We start from the raw sequence: 20436 nt of genomic DNA on the forward strand, positions 1-20436 counted from the left end.
GCCGTCATCGGAAGCATCGCTTAGGCGGTGCACCACAAGATCTTTGGATGGATCTTTTACATCTTTCGCTGCTAGTTTTCAGGGTACAACCCTGAAATGAGTGGTATGTCCGCAAGGAGATGCTGCGTTTTTCGAAGTCTCTAACACTTCGGAACATCCTGTTTGGTGACGATGGCGGAAGGGAACCACGCGTACCCATCCCGAACACGACCGTTAAGCCTTCCAGCGCCGATGGTACTTGGACCGCAGGGTCCTGGGAGAGTAGGACGTTGCCAAGCGACATAGAAAAGCCTTTTCGAACGAAAGTTCGAGAAGGCTTTTTGTTTTGCAATAAAGGTTATTGCGATTGGGCTGCTCCACTAGATTGACGGAATGTTAATGCACATACAGTTTGTAATTACGTTGTAATAGGGAGATTTATCTGCCAAGGAGTATGAACGGGAATAATGCTTACTTTATACGTTTATACCGGCACTTGAAAATGAAAAAGCATCAGGCTTTTGCTGCTTCAGCCTGATGCTTTCTAAAGAAGTTTTATTGTTTGTAACAGGATGTTTCACTTGAACGCAATCGCAGCCAACCGATTTTGTACTCTTTTCGGAACATAAAGAACAGATAGAATCGCCCGCCCATGATCCAAAGATGCACAAATAAAAAATTCGATATGGAATCGGCAGAAAGCCAAGGGTAAAGCAGCAGAATTCCGGCACAACCGGATACAAGCAGATGAAGATGAAGCCGGATAAAAGTTCGAAGCATTACATATTGGGACGGAATAAATCCGGTCCACAGATGTGCCAGCCGGTACGACCAGCCTTGAAGGCCGGCATTGCGTACAAAATAAAGATAACCCCGAATGACAAGGGCATACAGCAACTGAATAAAGAGATACCCGAAGATAAGCGACAGGAGGCTGCCTGTTAATACAGCTTTAATTCCCCAGACCACGGCAAAAGCATAATAACCGCCGAGCAGCAGGAAATGATGCGGGATTCGTCGAAGTAGGGTGTAGGTATAAATGACCGCATCGCTGGATGATGTATTTTTCACAAAGATAAACCTCCGTAAGATAAGCTAATCTCTCAAAAGAAGACGCAGTGGGGAATGTTCTCTATTAGCTATATCGGTGGCCGGGATGTTCTTTTGAAGGTTTTAGGCCGGTAAGCGCGGAAACATGTGAGTTTATCCGGCTATCTTGTCTAAAAATATCGTAAACCGGACATACTGCTTAATAGAAAAAAGAGTAGAGGTGATCCGTATGGAAGAATCCGTTCAACCTAAATGTATCGTGTGCGGCGAAACCAAGCAAGAAGGCATCCAGATTGTATCGGAATTTATTTGTGAAGCCTGCGAATCTGAAATTGTACATACGGATGTGCTGGATGTTAAATATTCTTTCTTTATCCGGCAGTTAAAACAGATATTTTATAAGAAAAATGCTTAAGTATCTGACTATGTAGAGATGGTTTGACTTGATTCATCGCAGGCAGACAGGTATGCTTGACTTACTTCTATATTTATAGAGATTATACAGGTCTAAAGGATGCTTGGATATGTCGAATAAAAAGCGTAATGAAGCTCCCCTTTTTGAGCGGATGAGGGAGCATTATGATAAATTGCCGGCGAGTTTTCATGTGCCCGGCCATAAATCTGGCAGAGGAGCGGACCCGGCGGCCGCTTCTTTTTTTGAGCCGCTGATGGCGCTCGACTATACCGAGATCAGCGGGCTCGACGATCTTCATCAGCCGGAAGGCGTGATCCGCGAGGCGCAGGAGCTCGCGGCAGACTGCTTCGGGGCGGATGAGACATTCTTCCTCGTCGGTGGCAGCACGGTCGGCAACCTGGCGATGATCATGTCGCTGTGCGGGACTGGCGACATTCTCCTCGTGCAGCGCAATGTACACAAATCCGTGCTTCACGGATTAATGCTGGCTGGCGCGCACGCGGTTTTTATATCCCCGGCACTAGACGGGGATAGCGGAATACCGGCCTCCGTGAGATGGTGCGATGTCGAAGACGCGCTGAATCGCTACCCGGAGGCCAAGGGGCTGCTGCTGACCAATCCCAACTATTATGGGATGGGAGTGAATTTGCGCCCCTATGCGGAGCTTGCGCACAGCCGGGGCATCCCGCTGCTGGTAGACGAAGCCCATGGGGCGCATTACGGGTTTCACCCGGAGCTGCCGGAGTCCGCACTGGCAAGCGGAGCAGATGCGGTGGTTCAGTCCACGCATAAGATGCTCAGTGCGATGACGATGGGAGCGATGCTGCATCTGCAGGGGGACCGTATGGACCGCGGACGGATACGGACGCTGCTGGCAATGCTGCAAAGCTCGAGCCCTTCGTACCCGATTCTTGCATCCCTTGATTTAGCGAGGAAGCAGATGCATACCTGCGGAAGAGAGCTTATTAATCAAGGACTAGATGCAGTAAAGTTGCTGTGCAGCGGTATTCATTCGGTGCATGGTCTAAAGGTTCTCGAACCTCCTGTTGCTCCTGAAGCTTACGATAGTCTGGATCCTTTTAAGATAACCCTATACGATTCAACTGGAACTCTCACAGGCACGGACCTTCAGGAATTGCTGGAAGAGGCGGGCTGCTACGTAGAATTCGCTTCGGGGGCATATGTTCTTCTCTTATTGACGATCTTTACGTCACTTGAGGATGCGCAAAGAGCTCTGGACGTTTGCAGAAGCATTTCAACGCGTTACTTGATTGAAAGGCAGGAACTTCGGGACACCAGCCCGAATAGTATGTATAAGCCTCTCCTTTACTCCGTTTCCAAGCCTGTTCCGATGGGCAGTCCACTTTTTACTAATAACCAAGAACAGAATGTCGTCCTGGCTTCCCTAGATGATTCCACGGGGCAACGTTCCGCTGAGATGGTGATTCCTTACCCGCCAGGAATTCCACTTTTATATCCAGGGGAGATTATTACGGAAGAAACGGCAGATAAGCTCAAAAAGCTCGTAGCATCAGGAGCGAGGTTTCATGGAAGTGTTGAAGTCATGAGAGGATACCTGAAGGTTAGGCAAGAGAGCCCGGAATAGAAGGCTGCAAACACCATAGATTAACTTCCGACCGTCAGGTTGGTTTCGTTTATATTTTTAGGAGGGTAAAGTGAAAGATATATTCCTTACATTTGAGGGTCCGGATGGATCCGGCAAAACAACTCAGCTGCGCCGGTTAGCCGATTCGTTGAGTAAACTCGGATATGATATTGTGGTAACGCGAGAACCGGGAGGCACATCAGTCAGCGACAAAATCCGCAGCTTGATTCTTGATCCGGAGCATACAGAGATGAAAGATCAGACTGAAGTTCTGCTCTACGCAGCTTCCAGGGCTCAGCATGTTCGTGAGCTTATTATTCCGGCTCTTGAAGCAAATCGTATTGTGCTCTGCGATCGCTTCGTCGATGCGAGCATCGCCTACCAGGCTCATGGTCTTGGTTTGGATGTGGAGCAGGTGGCCGCAATCAATACCTTCGCGACCGGCGGATTGAAACCGACACGCACTTATTTGCTTGACGTGCCGGTTGAGACCAGTTTACAGCGCCTATACAGCCGGGCTCAAGCCATCGGCGGTGAGGCGCTTGACCGGATTGAGCTGAAAGGCGAGACGTATCACAGCCGCGTCCGGGATGGTTTTATGACTCTTCTTGAAGAAAACCCGGATCGTATACGGCTTATCAATGCGAATCGTTCGGAAGACGAAATAGCGGCCGATATTTTACGGGACTGTAATGAACTGTTAGATCGTGTCTTTTTTCCACAGCCTGAGGTATAATAAAAGAGGGGGATCTGCGATGAAACTCGTAATCGCCGTTGTTCAGGATAAAGATAGCAACCGTCTATCCAATGCATTGATCAAAGAGGGGTTCCGTGCGACTAAACTGGCCAGTACCGGAGGATTTCTCCGTGCAGGCAATACAACGTTCATGATCGGGATCGAAGATGAACGGGTGCCGGAAGTTTTTAAAGTGATTAAAGCAAATTGCAAAGTACGCGATCAGCTCGTCACACCTGTATCGCCTATGGGTGGCACGACAGATTCATATATTCCGTTCCCGGTTGAAGTGCAGGTCGGCGGCGCAGCTGTATTCCTGCTTCCGGTGGAGCGTTTCGAGCATTACTGATCCGAAAGGGGCTTGTCCCGTATAGTGAAGCACAGGCCATGTAATAAAAGGTAAAGGGGAGCATCTCGTTGAAAATCAATCCGGGTTGGCATCCGATCGGCAAGAACGTTAAAGTTACGGATTCGGCGCCTCCCCTGCAGTCGCCTCCCAAAGATTTTTCTGCCTTTATGCTCAAACAGGATGAAAAGGTCACTATGGAGCAGTTAAACCGGCTGCTTCAACAAATCGGGCTCCAGGGTGACCGGCTTTCCAGATCCATGACACTTCGTGAGCTGAGACAGTATAAACTTCTCATCAAACAGTTTCTGGAAGAGACGGCCCGCCAGGGCGTAACCTTACGGGATACGCGAGGCTGGGACCGGCGCGGACGTACCAAGCGGTACAAACTGCTTGAAGAAGCGGATAGTACACTGCTGGCAATGGCTGACGAACTGCTGGAAACTGAACAAGGCCGTCTGGAAATTCTCCAGCGCATCGGCGAAATAAGAGGCATGCTGATCCACTTATTATTTTAATACCGTGGAGCGTATACAAATGTCTTTTCAAACGATCCCAGGCCAAGAAACGGCCAAACGCATATTGCAAAGCGGCTTGCGGCAGGATAGAATATCGCATGCTTATATATTTAGCGGGCCTGTGGGTACGGGAAGGAAACAAACCGCCCTTGTGCTCGCCAAAGCCATATATTGCACCAAACTGACGGATGACGCCTGCGGTGAATGTCTGGAATGCCGTAAGGTGGAGCATGGCAATCATCCGGATCTTTATTCCATTGAGCCTGATGGCGCTTCTATTAAGATTGATCAGATCCGCGAACTCCAGAAAAAATTCGCTTATCGTTCTTCCGGTTCAGGTACGAAGATTTATATCATGAATCAAGCGGAGAAGATGACCGTTCAGGCGGCCAACAGTCTGCTGAAATTTCTAGAGGAACCCAACTCGAAAGTGGTGGCTATTCTTATTACAGAGAATGGACATGCCCTGCTGCCGACGATCCAATCGCGCTCGCAATGGATTTCTTTCACGCCTATGCCTCGTGCGGACATGGCTCGGATTCTTCTTGAAGAGGGCCACCCTGCTGCGCTTGTTCAGCCCGCGATACATTTGACTGCCGGAATTCAGGCGGCTAAAGAATTAATTGGAAAGAATGGGTTTGCCGAAATACGCAGCACAATGATACAATTGTTGAGGGAAACGCTCACACGCTATCCGTCTTCCTTTGTAACGCTGCAGCAGAAATGGATGAAAGCCGGGCTGGCCGAACATACGGCTCTGCTCTTTGATCTTATGATTTTATGGTTGAAAGACATGGTTTCCCTGCGGATTGGACGCAAGGAAAATTTCGTATATACCGACCAATTAGACTGGATGGCATCCCTGTCGTTTAAGCGGGAGACCGAAGACTGGGTCCGCTTGATGGCAAGGGCGGTGGAGTTGCAGAAGCGCCTTCGTTTTAATGCCAATCCTCAGCTGGTTGTTGAGAAAATGTTAGTGGACATACAGGGGGTGTAACATGTATTCCGTCGTAGGTGTCCGCTTTAAGAAGGCGGGCAAGGTGTATTACTTTGATCCCATTGACCTTCCTGTGGAACAAGAGAATGCTGTAATTGTAGAAACCGCGAGAGGTATTGAGTACGGCAAAGTGGTCATCGGTAAGAAAACGGTACAGGAGAACGATGTTGTTCTTCCTCTTAAAAAGGTAATACGGATCGCGAATCCGTCGGACGCTGAGCTAGTGGAAGAGAACAAGAAAGCCGCTAAAGATGCATTCGGTGTTTGTTTGAACAAAATTAAGGATCATCAGCTCAAAATGAAGCTGGTTGATGTGGAATATACGTTTGACCGCAATAAAATTATTTTCTATTTTACTGCGGAGGGAAGAGTCGATTTCCGCGAGCTGGTCAAAGATTTGGCCAGTATTTTCAGAACACGGATTGAACTCCGTCAAATCGGTGTCAGGGATGAAGCCAAGATGCTTGGCGGAATCGGGCCTTGCGGAAGAATTCTGTGCTGCTCGTCTTTCTTGGGCGACTTTGAACCGGTGTCGATCAAAATGGCGAAGGATCAGAATTTATCTTTGAATCCTACCAAAATTTCAGGCTTATGCGGACGTCTGATGTGCTGCCTGAAGTTCGAACATGACAACTACGAGAGCGCCAAAGACAGTGTGCCTGCCGTAGGAACTTTTGTCATTACCTCGCTTGGAAATGGTAAAGTACTGTCGCTGAACATGAACGAAAGAACTTGCAAAGTCCAGCTTTACGATATTGGCAAGATTATGGATTTGCCTTTTGACGATGTAGCGGAGCAAGATTAAGTTTAACGGAAGCGGGAAGCGTTACTTGAGGTGAGACAGTGGAGAAACACGAAATGTTTGCACAAATCGATGGATTGGAAGAGCAGATCGGTAAAGCGCATGCTGAACTGGGAGATTTGAAGAAGACCATCATTACTTTGCTCGAAGAGAATCAACGGCTAACGATGGAGAATCAGCAGCTGCGCAAACTGCTCAAACAGGGGGATGCTGAACCTGTGGAACTTGAACCTGAGAAGGGCATAGAGCCGGTGATTGGGGAAGGGTACGACAATTTGGCCCGTCTGTATTATGAAGGCTTTCACATCTGCAACGTCTATTACGGACATTTGCGGACGGAAGGAGATTGTTTGTTCTGCCTGTCTTTCTTAAATAAATAACGTGAGCCGTAGGGAGGTTATCTTCTCTACGGTTTTTTCCATATCCATGTGTACCTTTTAAATAGAAGAAACACGATTAAGGAGGATCTATATATGCAGGTTGTACTGCAAAATACGGAACGGATTGATGACCTGCTCACCCACGATCTGCGGATTATTCAAAGTGAAGAGGTATTCGCATTCTCGCTGGATGCTGTTCTGCTTGCACGATTCTGCTCGGTGCCGCCGCGCGGTAAAATTGTAGATTTGTGCTCGGGCAATGGTGTTATTCCGCTGCTGCTGACTACGCGTACCAAGGCAAAGATTTGGGCGGTTGAAATTCAGGAGAGATTAGCCGATATGGGCCGGCGCAATATTGAGTTGAATCGGCTTGAAGACAGCCTTCATATGATACACGGGGATTTGAAAAATGTTCATCGCACATTAGGCGCCTCACAATATGATCTTGTGACGGTAAATCCCCCTTATCTGCCTGTACCAGCTGGAGAGCAAAACCGAAATCAGCATGTAGCTGCTGCCAGACACGAGATTTTCTGTACACTCGAAGATGTAGTAGCGGCTTCGGCCAAATTGCTGCGCCCTGGGGGGAAGATGGCGATGGTCCACCGCCCGAATCGGCTTGTGGACATTGTTGCGCTGATGAGACAATACCGGGTTGAGCCCAAGCGTGTCCGTTTCGTTCATCCGCGTCAGGGTGAAGAAGCTATGATGGTATTAATTGAAGGAATCCGGGACGGCAAACCCGATTTAAAGACTTTGCCTCCGCTTATCGTGCATGGAAAGGACGGCAAATATTGCGGCGAACTCCATTCGGTATTTTATGGAGAGAAGAGTCACTTGGATAACACGGATACTGTAATGAAGAAACCGAGGATAGAGGACCCTAACCATGCAAATACAGAAAAGCTATGAAGCCCTTAATGACCCGGGGATTTTATATCTGGTCGGTACCCCGATCGGTAACCTGGAGGATATGACGTACCGGGCGGTGCGTACGCTGAAGGAAGCGGATCTCATCGCAGCCGAGGATACGCGTCAATCCCGCAAGCTGCTGACCCACTTCGATATTCCGGGCCGTCTCGTCAGTTATCACGAGCATAACAAGCAGGCGAGCGGGCCTGAGCTGATCAGACTGATGAGTGAGGGACAGACTATCGCACTCATCAGCGATGCGGGGCTGCCGGCGATATCCGATCCCGGACATGACCTTGTCCGTCTGGCAATCGAAGCCGGCATCACGGTCGTGCCGATCCCGGGCGCGAATGCGGCCTTGTCTGCGCTCATTGCATCCGGGCTTCCGACCGATGAATTCACATTCATCGGATTCCTGCCCCGGGAGAAGAAAGACATGCAGCGGGAATTGACCCGGCTTATACCGGCACCAGGCACGCTGCTGTTCTACGAGTCCCCCCATAGAGTCATGCGTACGCTCGAGCAAATGCTCGAAGTATGGGGGGACCGCCAGGTCTGCCTCGCGCGTGAACTCACCAAGCGCTTCGAGGAATTCGCGCGCGGCACCGTCAGTCAGGCGCTGGAGTATTTGGGCGAACATCCGCCGCAGGGGGAATACGTGCTGCTGGTCGAGGGGCGCAGCAAGGCGGAAGCGGACGAGGCGGAAGCGGCGTGGTGGCAGGAGCTGTCGCTAGAGGATCACGCCGAGCATTACGTTCAGCAGGGATTGAGCAAGAAGGATGCTATCAAGAAAACCGCATCCGATCGCGGCCTGCCCAAACGGGAGGTATATAACGAACTGTTGCGGGAGTGAAGATTCCAGCTCTCCTCTATCTGCTAATGAACAAAAAAAGGTCTCTAAGTCCGAGAGCAGAGCTACCGGTCTTAGAGACGTAGAGGAGATATGAAAAAGGTTAGAATTACCAAAAGGAACTTTACTAGTTTTTATTATATACTATTTTTCTTATTTTGTCACAGGTATTGGCATTTCATTTAAACATTCGTGACAAACAATTTTTCCTTTGAAATACGTTACGTTCTCCGCGTTTCCGCAGAAGATACAAGCAGGCTCGTATTTCTTAAGCATGATGCGCTCACCATCTACATAAATCTCAAGCGCGTCTTTCTCTCCGATACCGAGCGTACGGCGCAATTCAATCGGGATTACGACACGACCCAATTCATCAACTTTTCTTACAATACCTGTGGACTTCATCATATATGAAAGCTCCTTCCAATCTACTGGGATAATTAATCGTCATTATTCGACATTGTTTTCGATATTCATGATACCAAGAGTTCCCAAAATAGTCAACCCAAAATTGGTCTCTAATTGCAGTTTTTATAATTAATGAATTCTTTGTGAATTGCAGAAATCCTTCTTTATTCGTGAGAAATAAGTGGGTTTTTGAAAATTATTTTATTTTCTTAGTTTGACAAAGGATTTATTTGTGCGACAAAGTAGATCCTGTCTGGAAATCGAAACAAAACATTATTCGACAAAATACCACTAAAACTGATCTGATTTGATGCTTAAATGTCGAAAAAGGAGGTCGAAAATGGATGATAGAAGAAAAAGTTTTCAAAGATCCCGTCCATAAGTATATTTATGTGCAGGACCGGATCGTATGGGATTTAATTAATACCAAGGAATTTCAGAGACTTCGGCGGATTCGGCAGCTCGGCACCTCCTTTTTGACCTTTCATGGGGCGGAACACAGCAGGTTCTCACATTCGCTTGGGGTTTATGAGATCACGAGAAAGATTATTTCTCAGTTCGAACGAAACCAGTACGCTGACTGGCCGGCGGAGGAAAGGCTGCTCTGTCTGTGTGCAGCACTGCTTCACGACGTGGGACACGGGCCCTTTTCGCACTCCATAGAGAAAGTATTCGGAACGAATCACGAAAATTGGTCGTGCCGGATTATTCTAGGAGATACGGATGTTAACAAAGTGCTTTCACAAGTGTCGCCAACCTTTCCTCATGATGTAGCCGGTGTTATATGCAAGACGTATCGCCGTGAGATTGTAACCAGCCTGGTTTCCTCCCAGCTTGACGCGGACCGTATGGATTATTTGCTCAGGGATGCTTATTTTACAGGGGTTAATTACGGCACTTTCGATTTGGAGAGAATATTAAGGGTTCTGCGTCCGTATCAGGGGAAAATTGTCGTGAAAGAAAGCGGAATGCATGCGGTTGAAGACTATTTGATGTCCCGCTATCAGATGTACTGGCAGGTTTATTTTCACCCTGTCACCCGCAGTGCGGAAATTTTGCTTGGTAAAGCTTTGGAATGCGCTAAGGCGCTTTTTGAAGAGGGCTATTCTTTTGAATTTATGCCGGAGCCGATTCTTCATCTGTTTCAGGGTAAACTGTCCTTATCTGATTATTTCCTGCTGGATGAGTCTTTGATGCAAACGGTACTGATGTATTGGACTTTAGAAAAAAACCCCGTACTGGCAGATCTTTCGGGAAGATTCCTGCACCGCCGTTTGTTTAAATTCACCTCAGTGGATGAGCAGGAAATTAGTCTGCTGACGGACTTTCAGGATGCGCTGGAGGAAGCGGGACTTGATCCTAACTATTATATGGAGATGGACTTTCCTTCCGATCAATCCTATGACGTATACAGACCGGGATTCGGCAAAGATGATAAGCTTCCGATCCTGCTTTTGGACAGCCAGGACAGATTGAGTGAAATTACAGAGCGTTCCGAAATCGTCAAGTCGATCTCTGGACTTCATATGGGCCAGCATCGTATCTATTATCCGGTTGAATTATTTGAGACTGGCGGTCCTAAGGTAGACGTTCTAAGGCGGAGACTGTTCGGTTGAAAGAAGATATGTTCATATGTAAGAAGAGATAATGTACCAACGAATAAGATTAGAGGAGCTGTTAAGTTATGTTGACGGATACCCATACTCATATGAACAACGAGGCTTTTGACGAAGACCGGGATGAGGCTATCCTCCGTGCCTGGGAGAATGGGGTTACACGCATTGTTAATGTGGGATTTAACCGGGAGACAATTCCCTCCTCTATCGCACTTGCCGAGAAATATGATTTTATCTGGACAACCGTGGGTTGGCATCCGACCGATGCTATTGATATGAAGCCTGGTGATCTGGAGTGGATCGAAGAGTTATGCAAACATGAGAAAGTCGTTGCCATAGGGGAAATCGGTCTTGACTATCACTGGGACACTTCTCCCAAGGATGTACAAGCCCGCGTCTTCCGTGAACAGATCCGTCTTGCCCGTAAGGTTGGCCTGCCGATTGTTATTCACAACCGGGATGCTCATAAGGATATTGTGGATATTCTGAAGGAAGAAAAAGCCGCCGAAGTCGGCGGCATTATGCACTGTTATTCAGGCAGCTGGGAAACGGCGAAGCAGTGTCTGGATATGAATTTCCATATTTCCTTCGGTGGCCCGATTACTTTCAAGAATGCGAAGCAGCCGAAGGAAGTCCTGCAGCAGGTACCGCTCGACCGCCTGCTGATCGAGACGGATGCGCCTTATCTCACTCCGCATCCTTTTCGCGGGAAGCGCAACGAGACTTCCTATGTGCGGCTGGTAGCCGAAGCGGCTGCGGAACTTCGCGGCATGAGCCTCGAAGAGCTGGCGGGGGCGACTACAGAGAACGCGGTGCGTCTACTCGGTCTCAAATGAAGCGGTGAATTTGCGCTTCATGACGGTTGCGCACAGCAGAAGCCCCACTACAAGAGCGGCCAGCGGCGCTGCCGAGTATACACCTGCTCCGCTTAGCAGCATCAGCAGGGAGAGGATAACTCCTTGGACCGTAAAGGTTGCGGCCACAATCCGGAGTACAGCACCGATTTTCATCCGCTCGTTGACCGGATAGGTCTGCAGCCAGAAGGTATACCGGTGGGACTGCTCCAGGGATGTGAGCTGCATCAGGGTAATGAACATGGCCGCAGCGCTGACTAAGGCTGCCGCCGCGACCGATTGAACGGCGAGTATAACCAAAGCGGCAATCAAAGTGATGCGGACCACAATTCCCAGCAGCTCAGACCTGACGAATGTTTTGGTAAACAGATACAGATAAAGAGACGAAGGCTTGAACCGGTATAGACGAGTTATACCGGCCAGCGCTCTCCGCTGCTTGACCCGGACAGGCAGTTGGGGGACATCGGCAAATCCGCTGAAGAATAAATACAGCCTGTGCTGTTGTCTTCTCTCATTATCAATCAAAAAGTCCCACGCGACTCCGTGAGCCTGGCGTCCGGGCAGCAGTTTATAGATTAGGATCCAGAGAAGGAGAGCGGCGAGCAGAACGATGCCTCCTATAAATGGTCCCTTGCCGAACAACACGTAAAGAACAACTCCCGTCAGAAGCCAGCGGTACCCTTGCGACAGCAATCGCCATCCGGGCGATGAGAAGCGGCCTTCCTGCCACGATCCAAGCAGGTTGGCTGTTTTTATTAGAAGAATGAACAAAAGCATCAGCAGAAGGGGCTGCACATTCTCCCCGGTGCAGTGCTTATAGAGCGGCCAAATGACCAGAGTCAGCACGATGCCCCGCAAACTTTGGATGATTAAACTGTAGCGGAATGCGGGACGGAAAAACGCGCTCATGACAGGTTCAAGCGGGAGCAGGAAAACCCGGTCCGCATTTTTCAACAGCGTTCGTACAGAGCCTGCCGAAAGAGCGGGAATAAGGAGAACCAGAACAATCCACAGGTAAGGGAAAGTTGTCGGAAGCTGATCCAGGGTTTTTGCATAGTAATAGGAAGAAACAATAAAAAGAAGGAAAAGAAAGCCGAAAAACTGGCTTCTTGCGACATAGGCCCAGTACCCGGAAGCTTCCTTGCGGTATTGGTCGAATCTGCGCTTCCATAATTGTCGGACGGCGCTGGCGGTTCCGCCCGGATGCGCAATTGTAGCGTGCTTCATGCCGGATTCCCCCGGATTAAGTGATAGAACAACTCGTCCAGTGTCGCTTCAGGCAGACCCGTCTGCTGCCGGAGTTCAAGAAGCGTTCCTTGCGCCAGGATTTCACCGTGATGAAGCACTACGAACCGGTCACAGTACTTCTCGATAGTCGCCAGAATATGGGAACAAATGAGAAAACTGGCCCCTTCTTTCCTGAACTCATCCATCATATCGAGCAGCGAACGCATGGCTAGCGGATCGAGACCCAAGAACGGCTCATCAATGACGTACAGAGACGGTTTCACCAGGAAGGCATTCATAATCATGACCTTCTGCTTCATGCCTTTGGAGAGCTGACTCGGGAAGCTGGTACGCTTGGCTTGCATCTGGAATTCGTCCATCAGCCTCTGTGAGCGTGCCTGATATTCCGCATCGGAGACACCGTAAGCCATGGCAGTCAGTTCCAGGTGTTCTTCAATAGTAAGTTCATCATAAAGTTCAGGCGATTCCGGTACAAAAGAGTAGGAAGCCCTGTAGCCGAGCGGGTCTTCTTCTAACGTTTTATTGCCGATTCTTACAGATCCTTCCTGCGGTTTCAATAGGCCAAGGATGTGTTTGATCGTCGTGCTTTTACCCGCACCGTTGAGTCCGATCAGGCCGACCATTTCACCTTCTCCGACACGGATATCCAGGTTGCGGATAATGGGTTTGCCCGGGAGGTAACCTCCGCTGAGTTTAGAGATGTCAAGAATGGGATTCATGCTTTCACCTGCTTTTTTCTCATCGATAGTAGCGCTTTTCGATCAGTGAAACGCTATTTTACCGTAAATTTATTATAGTCAAAAAATGCCGGAAAGCCCAATCACACAAGGATTTAGCGGAAGGTCAATAATGAAATGTTCGTAAAGGGGAGTAAAAAGGAGGATTCGTGCAATAAAGTGAGATATACAAGAATCTACTGGTTAAATTTGCTTATTTTTAAGGAATATGCCCCCTTTACAGGTTGGATATTTGAGCGTAATATACTTTCATAATAACTTAATAAAAACGCCAAGTTTTAAACGCTGAGTTTCCGTAACAGGGAAACGGGGGAACCGCTGTCAAGGTCGGCTCAATTCTGAACCGATACAACAGAACAATTTGGGGTGAATCTCAATGGCAGGCGCAGGCAGCGTCGCCGGCGAGTAGGGCAGCTCTCAGGGCCCGAATCCGTCAGCTAACCTCGTAAGCGTACCGGGAGAGGTAACCACTGTCGTGTCATTCTGCTTAACTGCGCTCACACACAGGCCACGGAAGCTTCCTCTTTCCGATGGCCTTTTTGATTATTCTCGGACGGGTATTCGACCCGGCATAAATCCAATTAGCACACGGAGGTGATGTCGAACCCGGCTGATGGTTCCCGTGAAGGGCGTCTGCGGGAAAAGAAGACAAATGCAAGGGTTCCGTTAGGAACCGCCAAATAAACCCTGAGTCACGTCTGAAGTACTATGTGAATCACCAAGGCGGGGCTTCGAAGGAGGACCGAAGAAGTGGGAAATATCTCGCAACCAGATACCCATGTAAAGCGATCATCCAGTATGTCCTTCGCATTGCGATGGAAACATGTAAACTTGCGTATGATCATCCTTGCAGCTATCATTTCATTCGCGTTGATGTTCATGGTATTGGTATTGTTATACGGTACGGCCGGCAAGAGCGTATCTTTGGTAGTGAATGGACAAGAAACCGTTGTCGAAACAAGACAGGGAGTCCTGGAACGCCTACTGGATGAACAAGCCATTACAATTGGAGAGCACGATCAGGTATCTATGCCGCTTGACGGCAAGATTAAAGACGGTCAGCAGATTGTTATTGATCATGCTACACCCGTACAGCTGACTGCCGATGGGCAGACGAAAACTGTACACACCACAGCGAAAACGGTAGAAAAAGTACTGCAGGATTCAAATATTTCGCTTGGAGAGCTTGATAAAGTGACTCCGGCTAAGGACGCATCTCTTGCGGCTAATACCGCCATTGAGGTTGTCCGTGTTAAGAAGGAAACCGAGGATATCTCGGAACCGATCGCTTTTAATGTGGTGAAGAAGACGGACGCTGATCTGCTGAAAGGCAAGGAGCAGGTTGTTCAGGAAGGTAAGGAAGGCGTACTCGTCAAGAAGAAAGAAAAGGTGTTTGAGAACGGCAAGCTCATATCCGAGCAAGTCGTAGATCAAGCGGTGAAGAACGAGAGCGTAGATAAAATCGTGGCAATAGGCACAAAAAATCCGGTCGTTACGGTGGCAGCCGCATCCGAACCGGTTAAACCCAAAACGGTAGCTAAAGCAAGTGCAAAAAGCTCCGAAATGGACGCAAAGAAAATATTGAAGAATGTTACATTGACCGCATATTCGTCGCAAGAACCGGGAGTTGGTAACAGAACCGCTAGCGGAACGAAACCTACACAAGGCCGGACTATTGCAGTTGACACATCCGTTGTTCCTATGGGATGGTGGGTATACATTGAAGGAATCGGCTACCGCCGTGCAGAAGATACAGGTGGCGCCATTAAAGGACAAAAGATGGACGTTTATTTCGATAGCATGAGCTATGCGAAGACGTTCGGTGTGAAGCGTGGTTACACCGTTTATGTCATCGGTCCGAATAAACCGAGTCAAGATTAGGATAACATGTTACCAGGTAGATTGATTTACAAATTGGTAACAAAATGTATGTCAAAAAGAAGAGGCTTGCCTCTTCTTTTTGCGTGTTCAAGAAAGGACAAACTGTATGATTAAAGAAATCATTGTGGTCGAGGGAAAAGACGATACAACCGCGATCAAACGGGCTGTTGTCGCGGATACAATCGAGACCGGCGGGTCGGCGATCAACCGGGAGATACTGGAGCGTATCCGGTTAGCGCAGGAGAGACGCGGTGTTATTGTGTTTACCGATCCGGACCATGCGGGTGAGCGTATCCGCAAAATTATCTCCAGTAAGGTTCCGGGCTGCAAGCATGCTTTTCTCCCTCAGGAGCTTGCTGAACGCCGCGGTGACATTGGTGTCGAGAACGCGTCAACGGAATCGATCCGTATGGCATTGAATAATGTGAAGACGGAGTATGAAGGGGCTGTATCCCAGCTTACCTGGGAAGATTTGATCGAAGCGGGACTCATTGTTCATCCCGATGCGGCCGCAAGACGTCTTGCGGTGGGAAAAAAACTTGGAATCGGGTATTGTAATGGTAAGCAGTTTTATAAACGCTGCGCTGCTTTTCAAATTTCCCGCGAAGAGTTCGAAGCTGCGTTAGAATTAATCCCGCCGCCGGAGCGGTAATTACATGTTAATTGCTTTCAGACAGGAAAGCTTGGAGGAACTGGAATGAATCAGAATGAACAAGGAACCGGCTTGTCCATGTCCGCACAGGACGTTGCGACTCCGGGTAGAACCAAAGAGATTCTGAAGAAGAATCATCTCGTATTGAAAAAAAGCCTCGGCCAGAACTTCCTGACCGATGGCAATGTGCTTCGCAGCATTATTTCCGCGGCGGAACTGGCCCCGGACAAAGGGGCCCTTGAGATCGGGCCTGGAATCGGCGCGCTCACTCAGCAGCTGGCCAAAGAAGCGGGCCGGGTCGTGGCCGTCGAGATCGACCGGCGCTTGCTGCCGATTCTGGAAGAGACGCTGGCGCCCTATGAGACGGCGGAGGTCATTCACGGAGATGTGCTCAAGCTCGACTTGCGCGACATCATCTCTGAGAAATTCGCCGGCATGTCCGGTATCAGTGTGGTCGCCAACCTTCCTTACTACATCACGACGCCCATTATCATGAAGCTTCTGGAAGAGAAGCTTCCTCTTGAGAATATCGTCGTGATGATCCAGAAGGAAGTCGCCGACCGCATGGCGGCCAAGCCGGGCGGCAAAGAGTACGGCAGCCTGAGCATTGCCGTGCAGTATTACTGCGAGGCGCAGCAGGTCGCCATTGTACCGCGCACGGTGTTCGTGCCGCAGCCGAATGTGGATTCGGCTGTGATCCGTCTGCGCCTGCGCAAGGAGCCGGCCGTTGCTGTCACGGATGAGGCTTTCTTCTTCGAGGTTGTTCAGGCCAGTTTCGCGCAGCGCCGCAAAACCATCTACAACAACCTGGCGGCCCGCTTCTTCACGAAAGAGACCAAGCCTGAGCTTGAAGCTCTGCTGCTCGGGGTCGGCATCGAGCCGATCCGCCGCGGTGAGACGCTCAGCATGGAAGAATATGCACGACTGACAGAAGCGCTGCTAAATTGCCCGAGCTGCAACCGGAGCAAATAGCCGGCGTCTAATCACCAAATGCCCATCCCCGCCATACGATAGGCTTAGGAGGGGATGGCTTCATGAGGCAAGGAGATCTGGCGACCCGCAAATCCTACGGCAATGACGTCATCTTTAGGGTCCAGGAGCTGGATGCGACAAGGGCAGTCCTTCGAGGTGTCGATTTTCGGCTTCTGGCAGATGCGCCCATAGCCGATTTATCCTTCATGGCCCCCGCACGCGATTTGGATTTCCCCAGATACGATTTGCCGCGGGTAAATGAAACGATCCGCAGTATGCGGCATTTCCGCCAGCAGCTGCATCGGCAGAACGAAGATATGGTGAGAACTGCGCTTTCCGGCAGTACACAGTATTTTGAGGTGCCCGGCAAGGTGCTTCACCTGGATGGCGACCCGAACTATCTGCGCAAAAGCATGAACTTATACGGGGAGCTGAGAATACCGGCCGACGGTTTTTATGTGACGGAATCCATGATGGCTTCCACCTTGCAACGTCTGCTACCGCAGCTAAAACCGGATATTGTGGTCGTTACCGGCCATGATGGGCTTCTCAAGAACAGGGAAAATAATAATGTTCATGAATTAGAGAGCTATAAGAACTCTGTCCACTTTGTCAAAGCGGTCCAAGTCGCCAGGCAATATCAAAGCAACCGGGATGCTCTGACTATCGTCGCCGGCGCTTGTCAATCCCACTTTGAGGCACTGCTGCAGGCTGGAGCTAATTTTGCCAGTTCTCCCGCGCGCGTGCTCATCCATGCTCTGGATCCACTGTGTATTGCCGCCAAAGTGTCCTACACCTCGATAAGGGATACGGTCTCTATGGTCGATCTGGCAGGAATGACTGTCACAGGCCTGGATGGCATTGGCGGACTGGAGACACGTGGAAGCTACCGGATGGGTGTTCCGCGTCTATCTAACCTGAAGGCGGAGCCAACCGTATAGCCGGATGACGCCGGATGCTCTAATGGGGTTAAGGAGCATAAACCGTTCCCGCGGTGGTTATAAGCTTACTTGCTGCGGGGATGGATGCGCCTCTTTGTAACCTCATATCCGTCATGATTTCTGGAAAAGCTTCTTTGGAAGCTTTTTTTATTTGCCTGAAATCCCCTAATACATTTCCCCTTATTCAACAAACCCCATTGCTTAGAGCTGGATGCCGGCACTTTATGCCTGCTAACTCCCGAACGCTTTTCAGAGGTACAAGCCTTACAAGCTTACAAGCCTTACAAGTGAGATCCACAGCACCAGTTCCAAAGCCCCGGGTTGCCTTGAGAAGCTGTTTAAGCAGCGTCCGAGCCGGAAAGTACCGCTGGCAACCTATAGTTCTATAGAACTTATTCAGAGCGTTAGATGCTTGCAAAAAATGGCTCTCAAGTCACGGAGGCAGCTTTTTATAGCACTCACCTCCTTGTTGTTTGCAGTAAACTCACGGTCTTGCAGGAGGCTTATGGAAGCGTTTAGGGGATGTTTCTTACCCGGGGGTGATGCGTCATTATTCTTGCGTGCATATTTCTACCGGATTTGACAAATGCTTTGAAAAGGGACACGAAAAATTAGGAAGTTATACCGTTGACAACCGCTTAAACAGACTGATATAATATTTGGTTTGTTTGACAAAATGACTTGGATAAGGTATAATAGATTAGGAAAGAGGTGGTAGCTACAATGGCTAAAAATGCGCTGTTGGAAATAAAACGCAGTCTCGAACCTCACGTAGGGCAGAAAATCATGTTGAAAGCAAATGGCGGCCGTCGGAAAACCATTGAGCGTTTCGGTGTTTTGGAAGAGACCTACCCTTCTGTATTTATTGTGAAATTGGACCAAGAACAACAAACATTTAAGAGGGTGTCTTACAGTTATGCGGATATTTTAACTGAGTCCGTTGAAGTTACGGTTTGTGACGATGACGCAGAGCTCCGCATTACGTATATGCACCATTAAGAACAACGGTAGTTCCTCAGGGAACTGCCGTTTTACTTTTTTATAGACTTGTGAGTCTCTGGAAACCAAGGGAAGCCCGCGTCATTAAATGGATGTGTCCGTTAAGGAACTAAGCGGCGCATATGTTAAAATGGATGGACTCTGCACTGGTTTGCTGCCTGCAAAGCACTGTCATACTCCGCCGCGCTGGATCTCTTCTCTCCGGAATGGGCCGAATGAATACGTCCGATTGTTCGCATACTACAACCTGAACGGAATGCTGAACCATGAGGAGGTTTACTTACGTGAGCAGAAGAAGGCGCAGCGTGATGTCGGAGGAGTTTAAATACGAGCTTGCGAAGGATCTCGGCTTCTATGAAACGGTGGAGCGCGAGGGCTGGGGCGGTATACGGAGCAAGGATGCGGGCAATATGGTTAAAAGAGCTCTGCAAATTGCAGAGCAATCGATTAAACGCCGTCCCTGACAGCAGGTACCACCTATTTGGGCTAAAGCGCATTAGCTTTAGCTTTTCTTATGGGCATTTGCTATAATATGTGAAGCAATTATCGGCAAAAGCGCCCAAAAGAAGGTGACCCGCTTATGAAAATATACGAAAGAGCTTCGGCCAAAATTAACCTGTCCCTGGACGTACTCCGTAAACGGGAAGACGGGTACCACGAAGTAGAAATGATTATGACTATGGTCGATCTGGCGGACCGCATAGAAATGCAGGAACTTCCGCGGGATACGATCATCATATCCAGCCAAGCTGGTTACATCCCGCTCGATGAGAAGAACTTGGCCTTTCAGGCTGCAAGGCTGATCAAAGACCGGTATGATGTACGTAAAGGTGTCTACATACATTTGGATAAGAAAATCCCCGTCGCCGCTGGACTGGCCGGCGGAAGCAGCGATGCGGCCGCAACACTGCGCGGCCTCAACAGGTTGTGGGGCTTAGGAATCCCTACCGAAGAACTACAGGTCCTCGGAGCGGAACTGGGCTCGGATGTTCCGTTCTGTGTTACGGGGGGGACTGCGCTAGCAACCGGAAGAGGGGAAAGGCTGCAGCCCGTGAACAATCCGCTTCAGTGCTGGGTGATTCTGGCCAAGCCTCCCATTAACGTATCTACATCTGAAGTCTACGGGAAGCTGAATGCGGCACACATACGCAATCATCCGGATACGCAGAGTATTCTGGAGGCTATACGCGGCAAACGTTTCGACGAATTGTGCCACAGGCTGGGCAATGTGCTTGAGGAAGTCACGCTGGAGCTGTACCCTCAGGTACGTCAGATGAAGGAAGTCATGGAAAGGCTGGGAGCCGACGGGGTATTGATGTCGGGAAGCGGACCGACCGTGTTCGGCCTGGTGTCTAAAGAAGCCAAAGTAGCCCGGATTTACAACGGACTGCGCGGATTCTGTAAAGATGTATACGCGGTGCGCATGCTTCCTTAATATCTTTGTGTTCACGGCAGATGGGGTTAAAGCAGCAAGAGGCGGTTAAAGCTCCCGAGCGGAGCTTTTTTGCTGCCTGTGATTGCTAGTAAAAGGATGAAG

The 20436-nt window shown here is 49.3% G+C and carries 23 protein-coding genes, 1 rRNA gene and 1 riboswitch; of the genes, 20 read left to right on the plus strand and 4 right to left on the minus strand.

Translation table 11 applies throughout. The annotated features are described in order from the left end of the window. The first annotated feature begins 161 nt into the window (after positions 1-161). Positions 162-278 (plus strand): 5S ribosomal RNA (rrf, locus tag EDM21_RS21975). Positions 279-534: 256 nt separating this feature from the next. Here the strand turns inward: rrf and EDM21_RS21980 are convergent. After that, positions 535-1050: a hypothetical protein gene (locus EDM21_RS21980; RefSeq protein WP_166542131.1), complete on the minus strand. Its 516-nt coding sequence runs from the start codon at positions 1048-1050 to the stop codon at positions 535-537. Positions 1051-1258: 208 nt separating this feature from the next. Between EDM21_RS21980 and EDM21_RS21985 the strand changes: the two genes are divergently transcribed. From EDM21_RS21985 to rsmI, 10 genes are all read left to right on the plus strand, one after another. Next, on the plus strand, positions 1259-1444 hold the full coding sequence (locus tag EDM21_RS21985; RefSeq protein ID WP_068777583.1) for a sigma factor G inhibitor Gin: 186 nt from the start codon (positions 1259-1261) through the stop codon (positions 1442-1444). A 109-nt stretch (positions 1445-1553) separates the two neighbouring features. Continuing rightward, entirely contained in the window at positions 1554-3050 is a 1497-nt protein-coding gene (locus EDM21_RS21990; protein ID WP_157338582.1) for an aminotransferase class I/II-fold pyridoxal phosphate-dependent enzyme, read from the plus strand. A gap of 70 nt (positions 3051-3120) precedes the next feature. Next, positions 3121-3786 carry a dTMP kinase gene (tmk, locus tag EDM21_RS21995; protein WP_166542132.1) on the plus strand — a complete coding sequence of 222 codons (666 nt, stop codon included), beginning with the start codon at positions 3121-3123 and terminating at the stop codon, positions 3784-3786. Positions 3787-3805: 19 nt separating this feature from the next. Continuing rightward, a complete protein-coding gene (locus EDM21_RS22000) occupies positions 3806-4135 on the plus strand; it encodes a cyclic-di-AMP receptor (protein WP_068777586.1) in 330 nt (109 codons plus the stop codon). Positions 4136-4203: 68 nt separating this feature from the next. Then, entirely contained in the window at positions 4204-4650 is a 447-nt protein-coding gene (locus tag EDM21_RS22005) for a YaaR family protein (protein WP_068777587.1), read from the plus strand. Between the two features lie 19 nt (positions 4651-4669). Further along, positions 4670-5647: a DNA polymerase III subunit delta' gene (gene holB, locus EDM21_RS22010; protein WP_157338583.1), complete on the plus strand. Its 978-nt coding sequence runs from the start codon at positions 4670-4672 to the stop codon at positions 5645-5647. A gap of 1 nt (position 5648) precedes the next feature. Then, complete coding sequence (locus tag EDM21_RS22015) at positions 5649-6452, plus strand: PSP1 domain-containing protein (RefSeq protein ID WP_157338584.1); 804 nt, start codon at positions 5649-5651, stop codon at positions 6450-6452. Positions 6453-6490: 38 nt separating this feature from the next. After that, positions 6491-6829, plus strand: coding sequence for a DNA replication initiation control protein YabA (yabA, locus tag EDM21_RS22020; protein ID WP_068777590.1), 339 nt, complete (start codon positions 6491-6493; stop codon positions 6827-6829). A gap of 93 nt (positions 6830-6922) precedes the next feature. Then, on the plus strand, positions 6923-7741 hold the full coding sequence (locus tag EDM21_RS22025) for a tRNA1(Val) (adenine(37)-N6)-methyltransferase (protein WP_157338586.1): 819 nt from the start codon (positions 6923-6925) through the stop codon (positions 7739-7741). Beyond that, positions 7719-8594, plus strand: coding sequence for a 16S rRNA (cytidine(1402)-2'-O)-methyltransferase (rsmI, locus tag EDM21_RS22030; protein WP_157338587.1), 876 nt, complete (start codon positions 7719-7721; stop codon positions 8592-8594). The genes EDM21_RS22025 and rsmI overlap by 23 nt, the downstream gene beginning before the upstream one ends. Before the next feature lie 150 nt (positions 8595-8744). Here the strand turns inward: rsmI and EDM21_RS22035 are convergent, their stop codons facing one another. Continuing rightward, entirely contained in the window at positions 8745-8999 is a 255-nt protein-coding gene (locus tag EDM21_RS22035; protein WP_009671874.1) for an AbrB/MazE/SpoVT family DNA-binding domain-containing protein, read from the minus strand. Between the two features lie 344 nt (positions 9000-9343). On the opposite strand from EDM21_RS22035, the gene EDM21_RS22040 reads away from it, so the two are divergent. Both EDM21_RS22040 and EDM21_RS22045 read left to right on the plus strand, forming a co-directional pair. Continuing rightward, positions 9344-10615, plus strand: coding sequence for an HD domain-containing protein (locus tag EDM21_RS22040; protein WP_157338588.1), 1272 nt, complete (start codon positions 9344-9346; stop codon positions 10613-10615). Between the two features lie 68 nt (positions 10616-10683). Further along, complete coding sequence (locus EDM21_RS22045; protein WP_157338589.1) at positions 10684-11451, plus strand: TatD family hydrolase; 768 nt, start codon at positions 10684-10686, stop codon at positions 11449-11451. Here the strand turns inward: EDM21_RS22045 and EDM21_RS22050 are convergent. After that, a complete protein-coding gene (locus EDM21_RS22050; protein ID WP_157338590.1) occupies positions 11434-12696 on the minus strand; it encodes an ABC transporter permease in 1263 nt (420 codons plus the stop codon). The genes EDM21_RS22045 and EDM21_RS22050 overlap by 18 nt on opposite strands. Next, positions 12693-13436, minus strand: coding sequence for an ABC transporter ATP-binding protein (locus EDM21_RS22055; RefSeq protein WP_157338591.1), 744 nt, complete (start codon positions 13434-13436; stop codon positions 12693-12695). Before EDM21_RS22055 ends, EDM21_RS22050 begins: the two co-directional genes overlap by 4 nt. Before the next feature lie 291 nt (positions 13437-13727). Continuing rightward, a riboswitch (cyclic di-AMP (ydaO/yuaA leader) is annotated at positions 13728-13922 on the plus strand. Positions 13923-14204: 282 nt separating this feature from the next. Here EDM21_RS22055 and EDM21_RS22060 point away from each other — a divergent pair. From EDM21_RS22060 to ispE, 7 genes are all read left to right on the plus strand, one after another. Then, complete coding sequence (locus EDM21_RS22060; protein ID WP_166542133.1) at positions 14205-15335, plus strand: ubiquitin-like domain-containing protein; 1131 nt, start codon at positions 14205-14207, stop codon at positions 15333-15335. A gap of 106 nt (positions 15336-15441) precedes the next feature. Next, the gene (gene rnmV, locus EDM21_RS22065) at positions 15442-15987 is read left to right on the plus strand and encodes a ribonuclease M5 (RefSeq protein ID WP_157338592.1); all 546 of its coding nucleotides are present in this window, start codon (positions 15442-15444) and stop codon (positions 15985-15987) included. Positions 15988-16032: 45 nt separating this feature from the next. After that, entirely contained in the window at positions 16033-16959 is a 927-nt protein-coding gene (gene rsmA / locus EDM21_RS22070; RefSeq protein WP_157338593.1) for a 16S rRNA (adenine(1518)-N(6)/adenine(1519)-N(6))-dimethyltransferase RsmA, read from the plus strand. A gap of 62 nt (positions 16960-17021) precedes the next feature. Continuing rightward, positions 17022-17900, plus strand: a complete 879-nt coding sequence (yabG, locus tag EDM21_RS22075; RefSeq protein WP_157338594.1) for a sporulation peptidase YabG — start codon at positions 17022-17024, stop codon at positions 17898-17900. Between the two features lie 723 nt (positions 17901-18623). Then, on the plus strand, positions 18624-18899 hold the full coding sequence (gene veg / locus EDM21_RS22080) for a biofilm formation stimulator Veg (protein ID WP_068777601.1): 276 nt from the start codon (positions 18624-18626) through the stop codon (positions 18897-18899). A 284-nt stretch (positions 18900-19183) separates the two neighbouring features. After that, positions 19184-19363 (plus strand): small, acid-soluble spore protein, alpha/beta type, encoded by a 180-nt coding sequence (locus tag EDM21_RS22085; RefSeq protein WP_068777602.1) that lies wholly within the window; start codon positions 19184-19186, stop codon positions 19361-19363. Positions 19364-19479: 116 nt separating this feature from the next. Next, on the plus strand, positions 19480-20334 hold the full coding sequence (gene ispE, locus EDM21_RS22090; protein WP_157338596.1) for a 4-(cytidine 5'-diphospho)-2-C-methyl-D-erythritol kinase: 855 nt from the start codon (positions 19480-19482) through the stop codon (positions 20332-20334). Positions 20335-20436 lie beyond the last annotated feature (102 nt).

The organism is Paenibacillus lutrae (assembly GCF_009757775.1).
GTDB lineage: Bacteria > Bacillota > Bacilli > Paenibacillales > NBRC-103111 > Paenibacillus_F > Paenibacillus_F lutrae.

Excerpts from the sequence above, each read along its gene's own strand:
- EDM21_RS21985 (WP_068777583.1), top strand. The coding sequence starts at position 1,259 with ATGGAAGAATCCGTTCAACCTAAATGTATCGTGTGCGGCGAAACCAAG.
- EDM21_RS21990 (WP_157338582.1), top strand. The coding sequence starts at position 1,554 with ATGTCGAATAAAAAGCGTAATGAAGCTCCCCTTTTTGAGCGGATGAGG.
- EDM21_RS22000 (WP_068777586.1), top strand. The coding sequence starts at position 3,806 with ATGAAACTCGTAATCGCCGTTGTTCAGGATAAAGATAGCAACCGTCTA.
- holB (WP_157338583.1), top strand. The coding sequence starts at position 4,670 with ATGTCTTTTCAAACGATCCCAGGCCAAGAAACGGCCAAACGCATATTG.
- EDM21_RS22015 (WP_157338584.1), top strand. The coding sequence starts at position 5,649 with ATGTATTCCGTCGTAGGTGTCCGCTTTAAGAAGGCGGGCAAGGTGTAT.
- EDM21_RS22025 (WP_157338586.1), top strand. The coding sequence starts at position 6,923 with ATGCAGGTTGTACTGCAAAATACGGAACGGATTGATGACCTGCTCACC.
- rsmI (WP_157338587.1), top strand. The coding sequence starts at position 7,719 with ATGCAAATACAGAAAAGCTATGAAGCCCTTAATGACCCGGGGATTTTA.
- EDM21_RS22035 (WP_009671874.1), bottom strand. The coding sequence starts at position 8,999 with ATGATGAAGTCCACAGGTATTGTAAGAAAAGTTGATGAATTGGGTCGT.
- EDM21_RS22040 (WP_157338588.1), top strand. The coding sequence starts at position 9,344 with ATGATAGAAGAAAAAGTTTTCAAAGATCCCGTCCATAAGTATATTTAT.
- EDM21_RS22045 (WP_157338589.1), top strand. The coding sequence starts at position 10,684 with ATGTTGACGGATACCCATACTCATATGAACAACGAGGCTTTTGACGAA.
- EDM21_RS22050 (WP_157338590.1), bottom strand. The coding sequence starts at position 12,696 with ATGAAGCACGCTACAATTGCGCATCCGGGCGGAACCGCCAGCGCCGTC.
- EDM21_RS22055 (WP_157338591.1), bottom strand. The coding sequence starts at position 13,436 with ATGAATCCCATTCTTGACATCTCTAAACTCAGCGGAGGTTACCTCCCG.
- rnmV (WP_157338592.1), top strand. The coding sequence starts at position 15,442 with ATGATTAAAGAAATCATTGTGGTCGAGGGAAAAGACGATACAACCGCG.
- rsmA (WP_157338593.1), top strand. The coding sequence starts at position 16,033 with ATGAATCAGAATGAACAAGGAACCGGCTTGTCCATGTCCGCACAGGAC.
- yabG (WP_157338594.1), top strand. The coding sequence starts at position 17,022 with ATGAGGCAAGGAGATCTGGCGACCCGCAAATCCTACGGCAATGACGTC.
- veg (WP_068777601.1), top strand. The coding sequence starts at position 18,624 with ATGGCTAAAAATGCGCTGTTGGAAATAAAACGCAGTCTCGAACCTCAC.
- ispE (WP_157338596.1), top strand. The coding sequence starts at position 19,480 with ATGAAAATATACGAAAGAGCTTCGGCCAAAATTAACCTGTCCCTGGAC.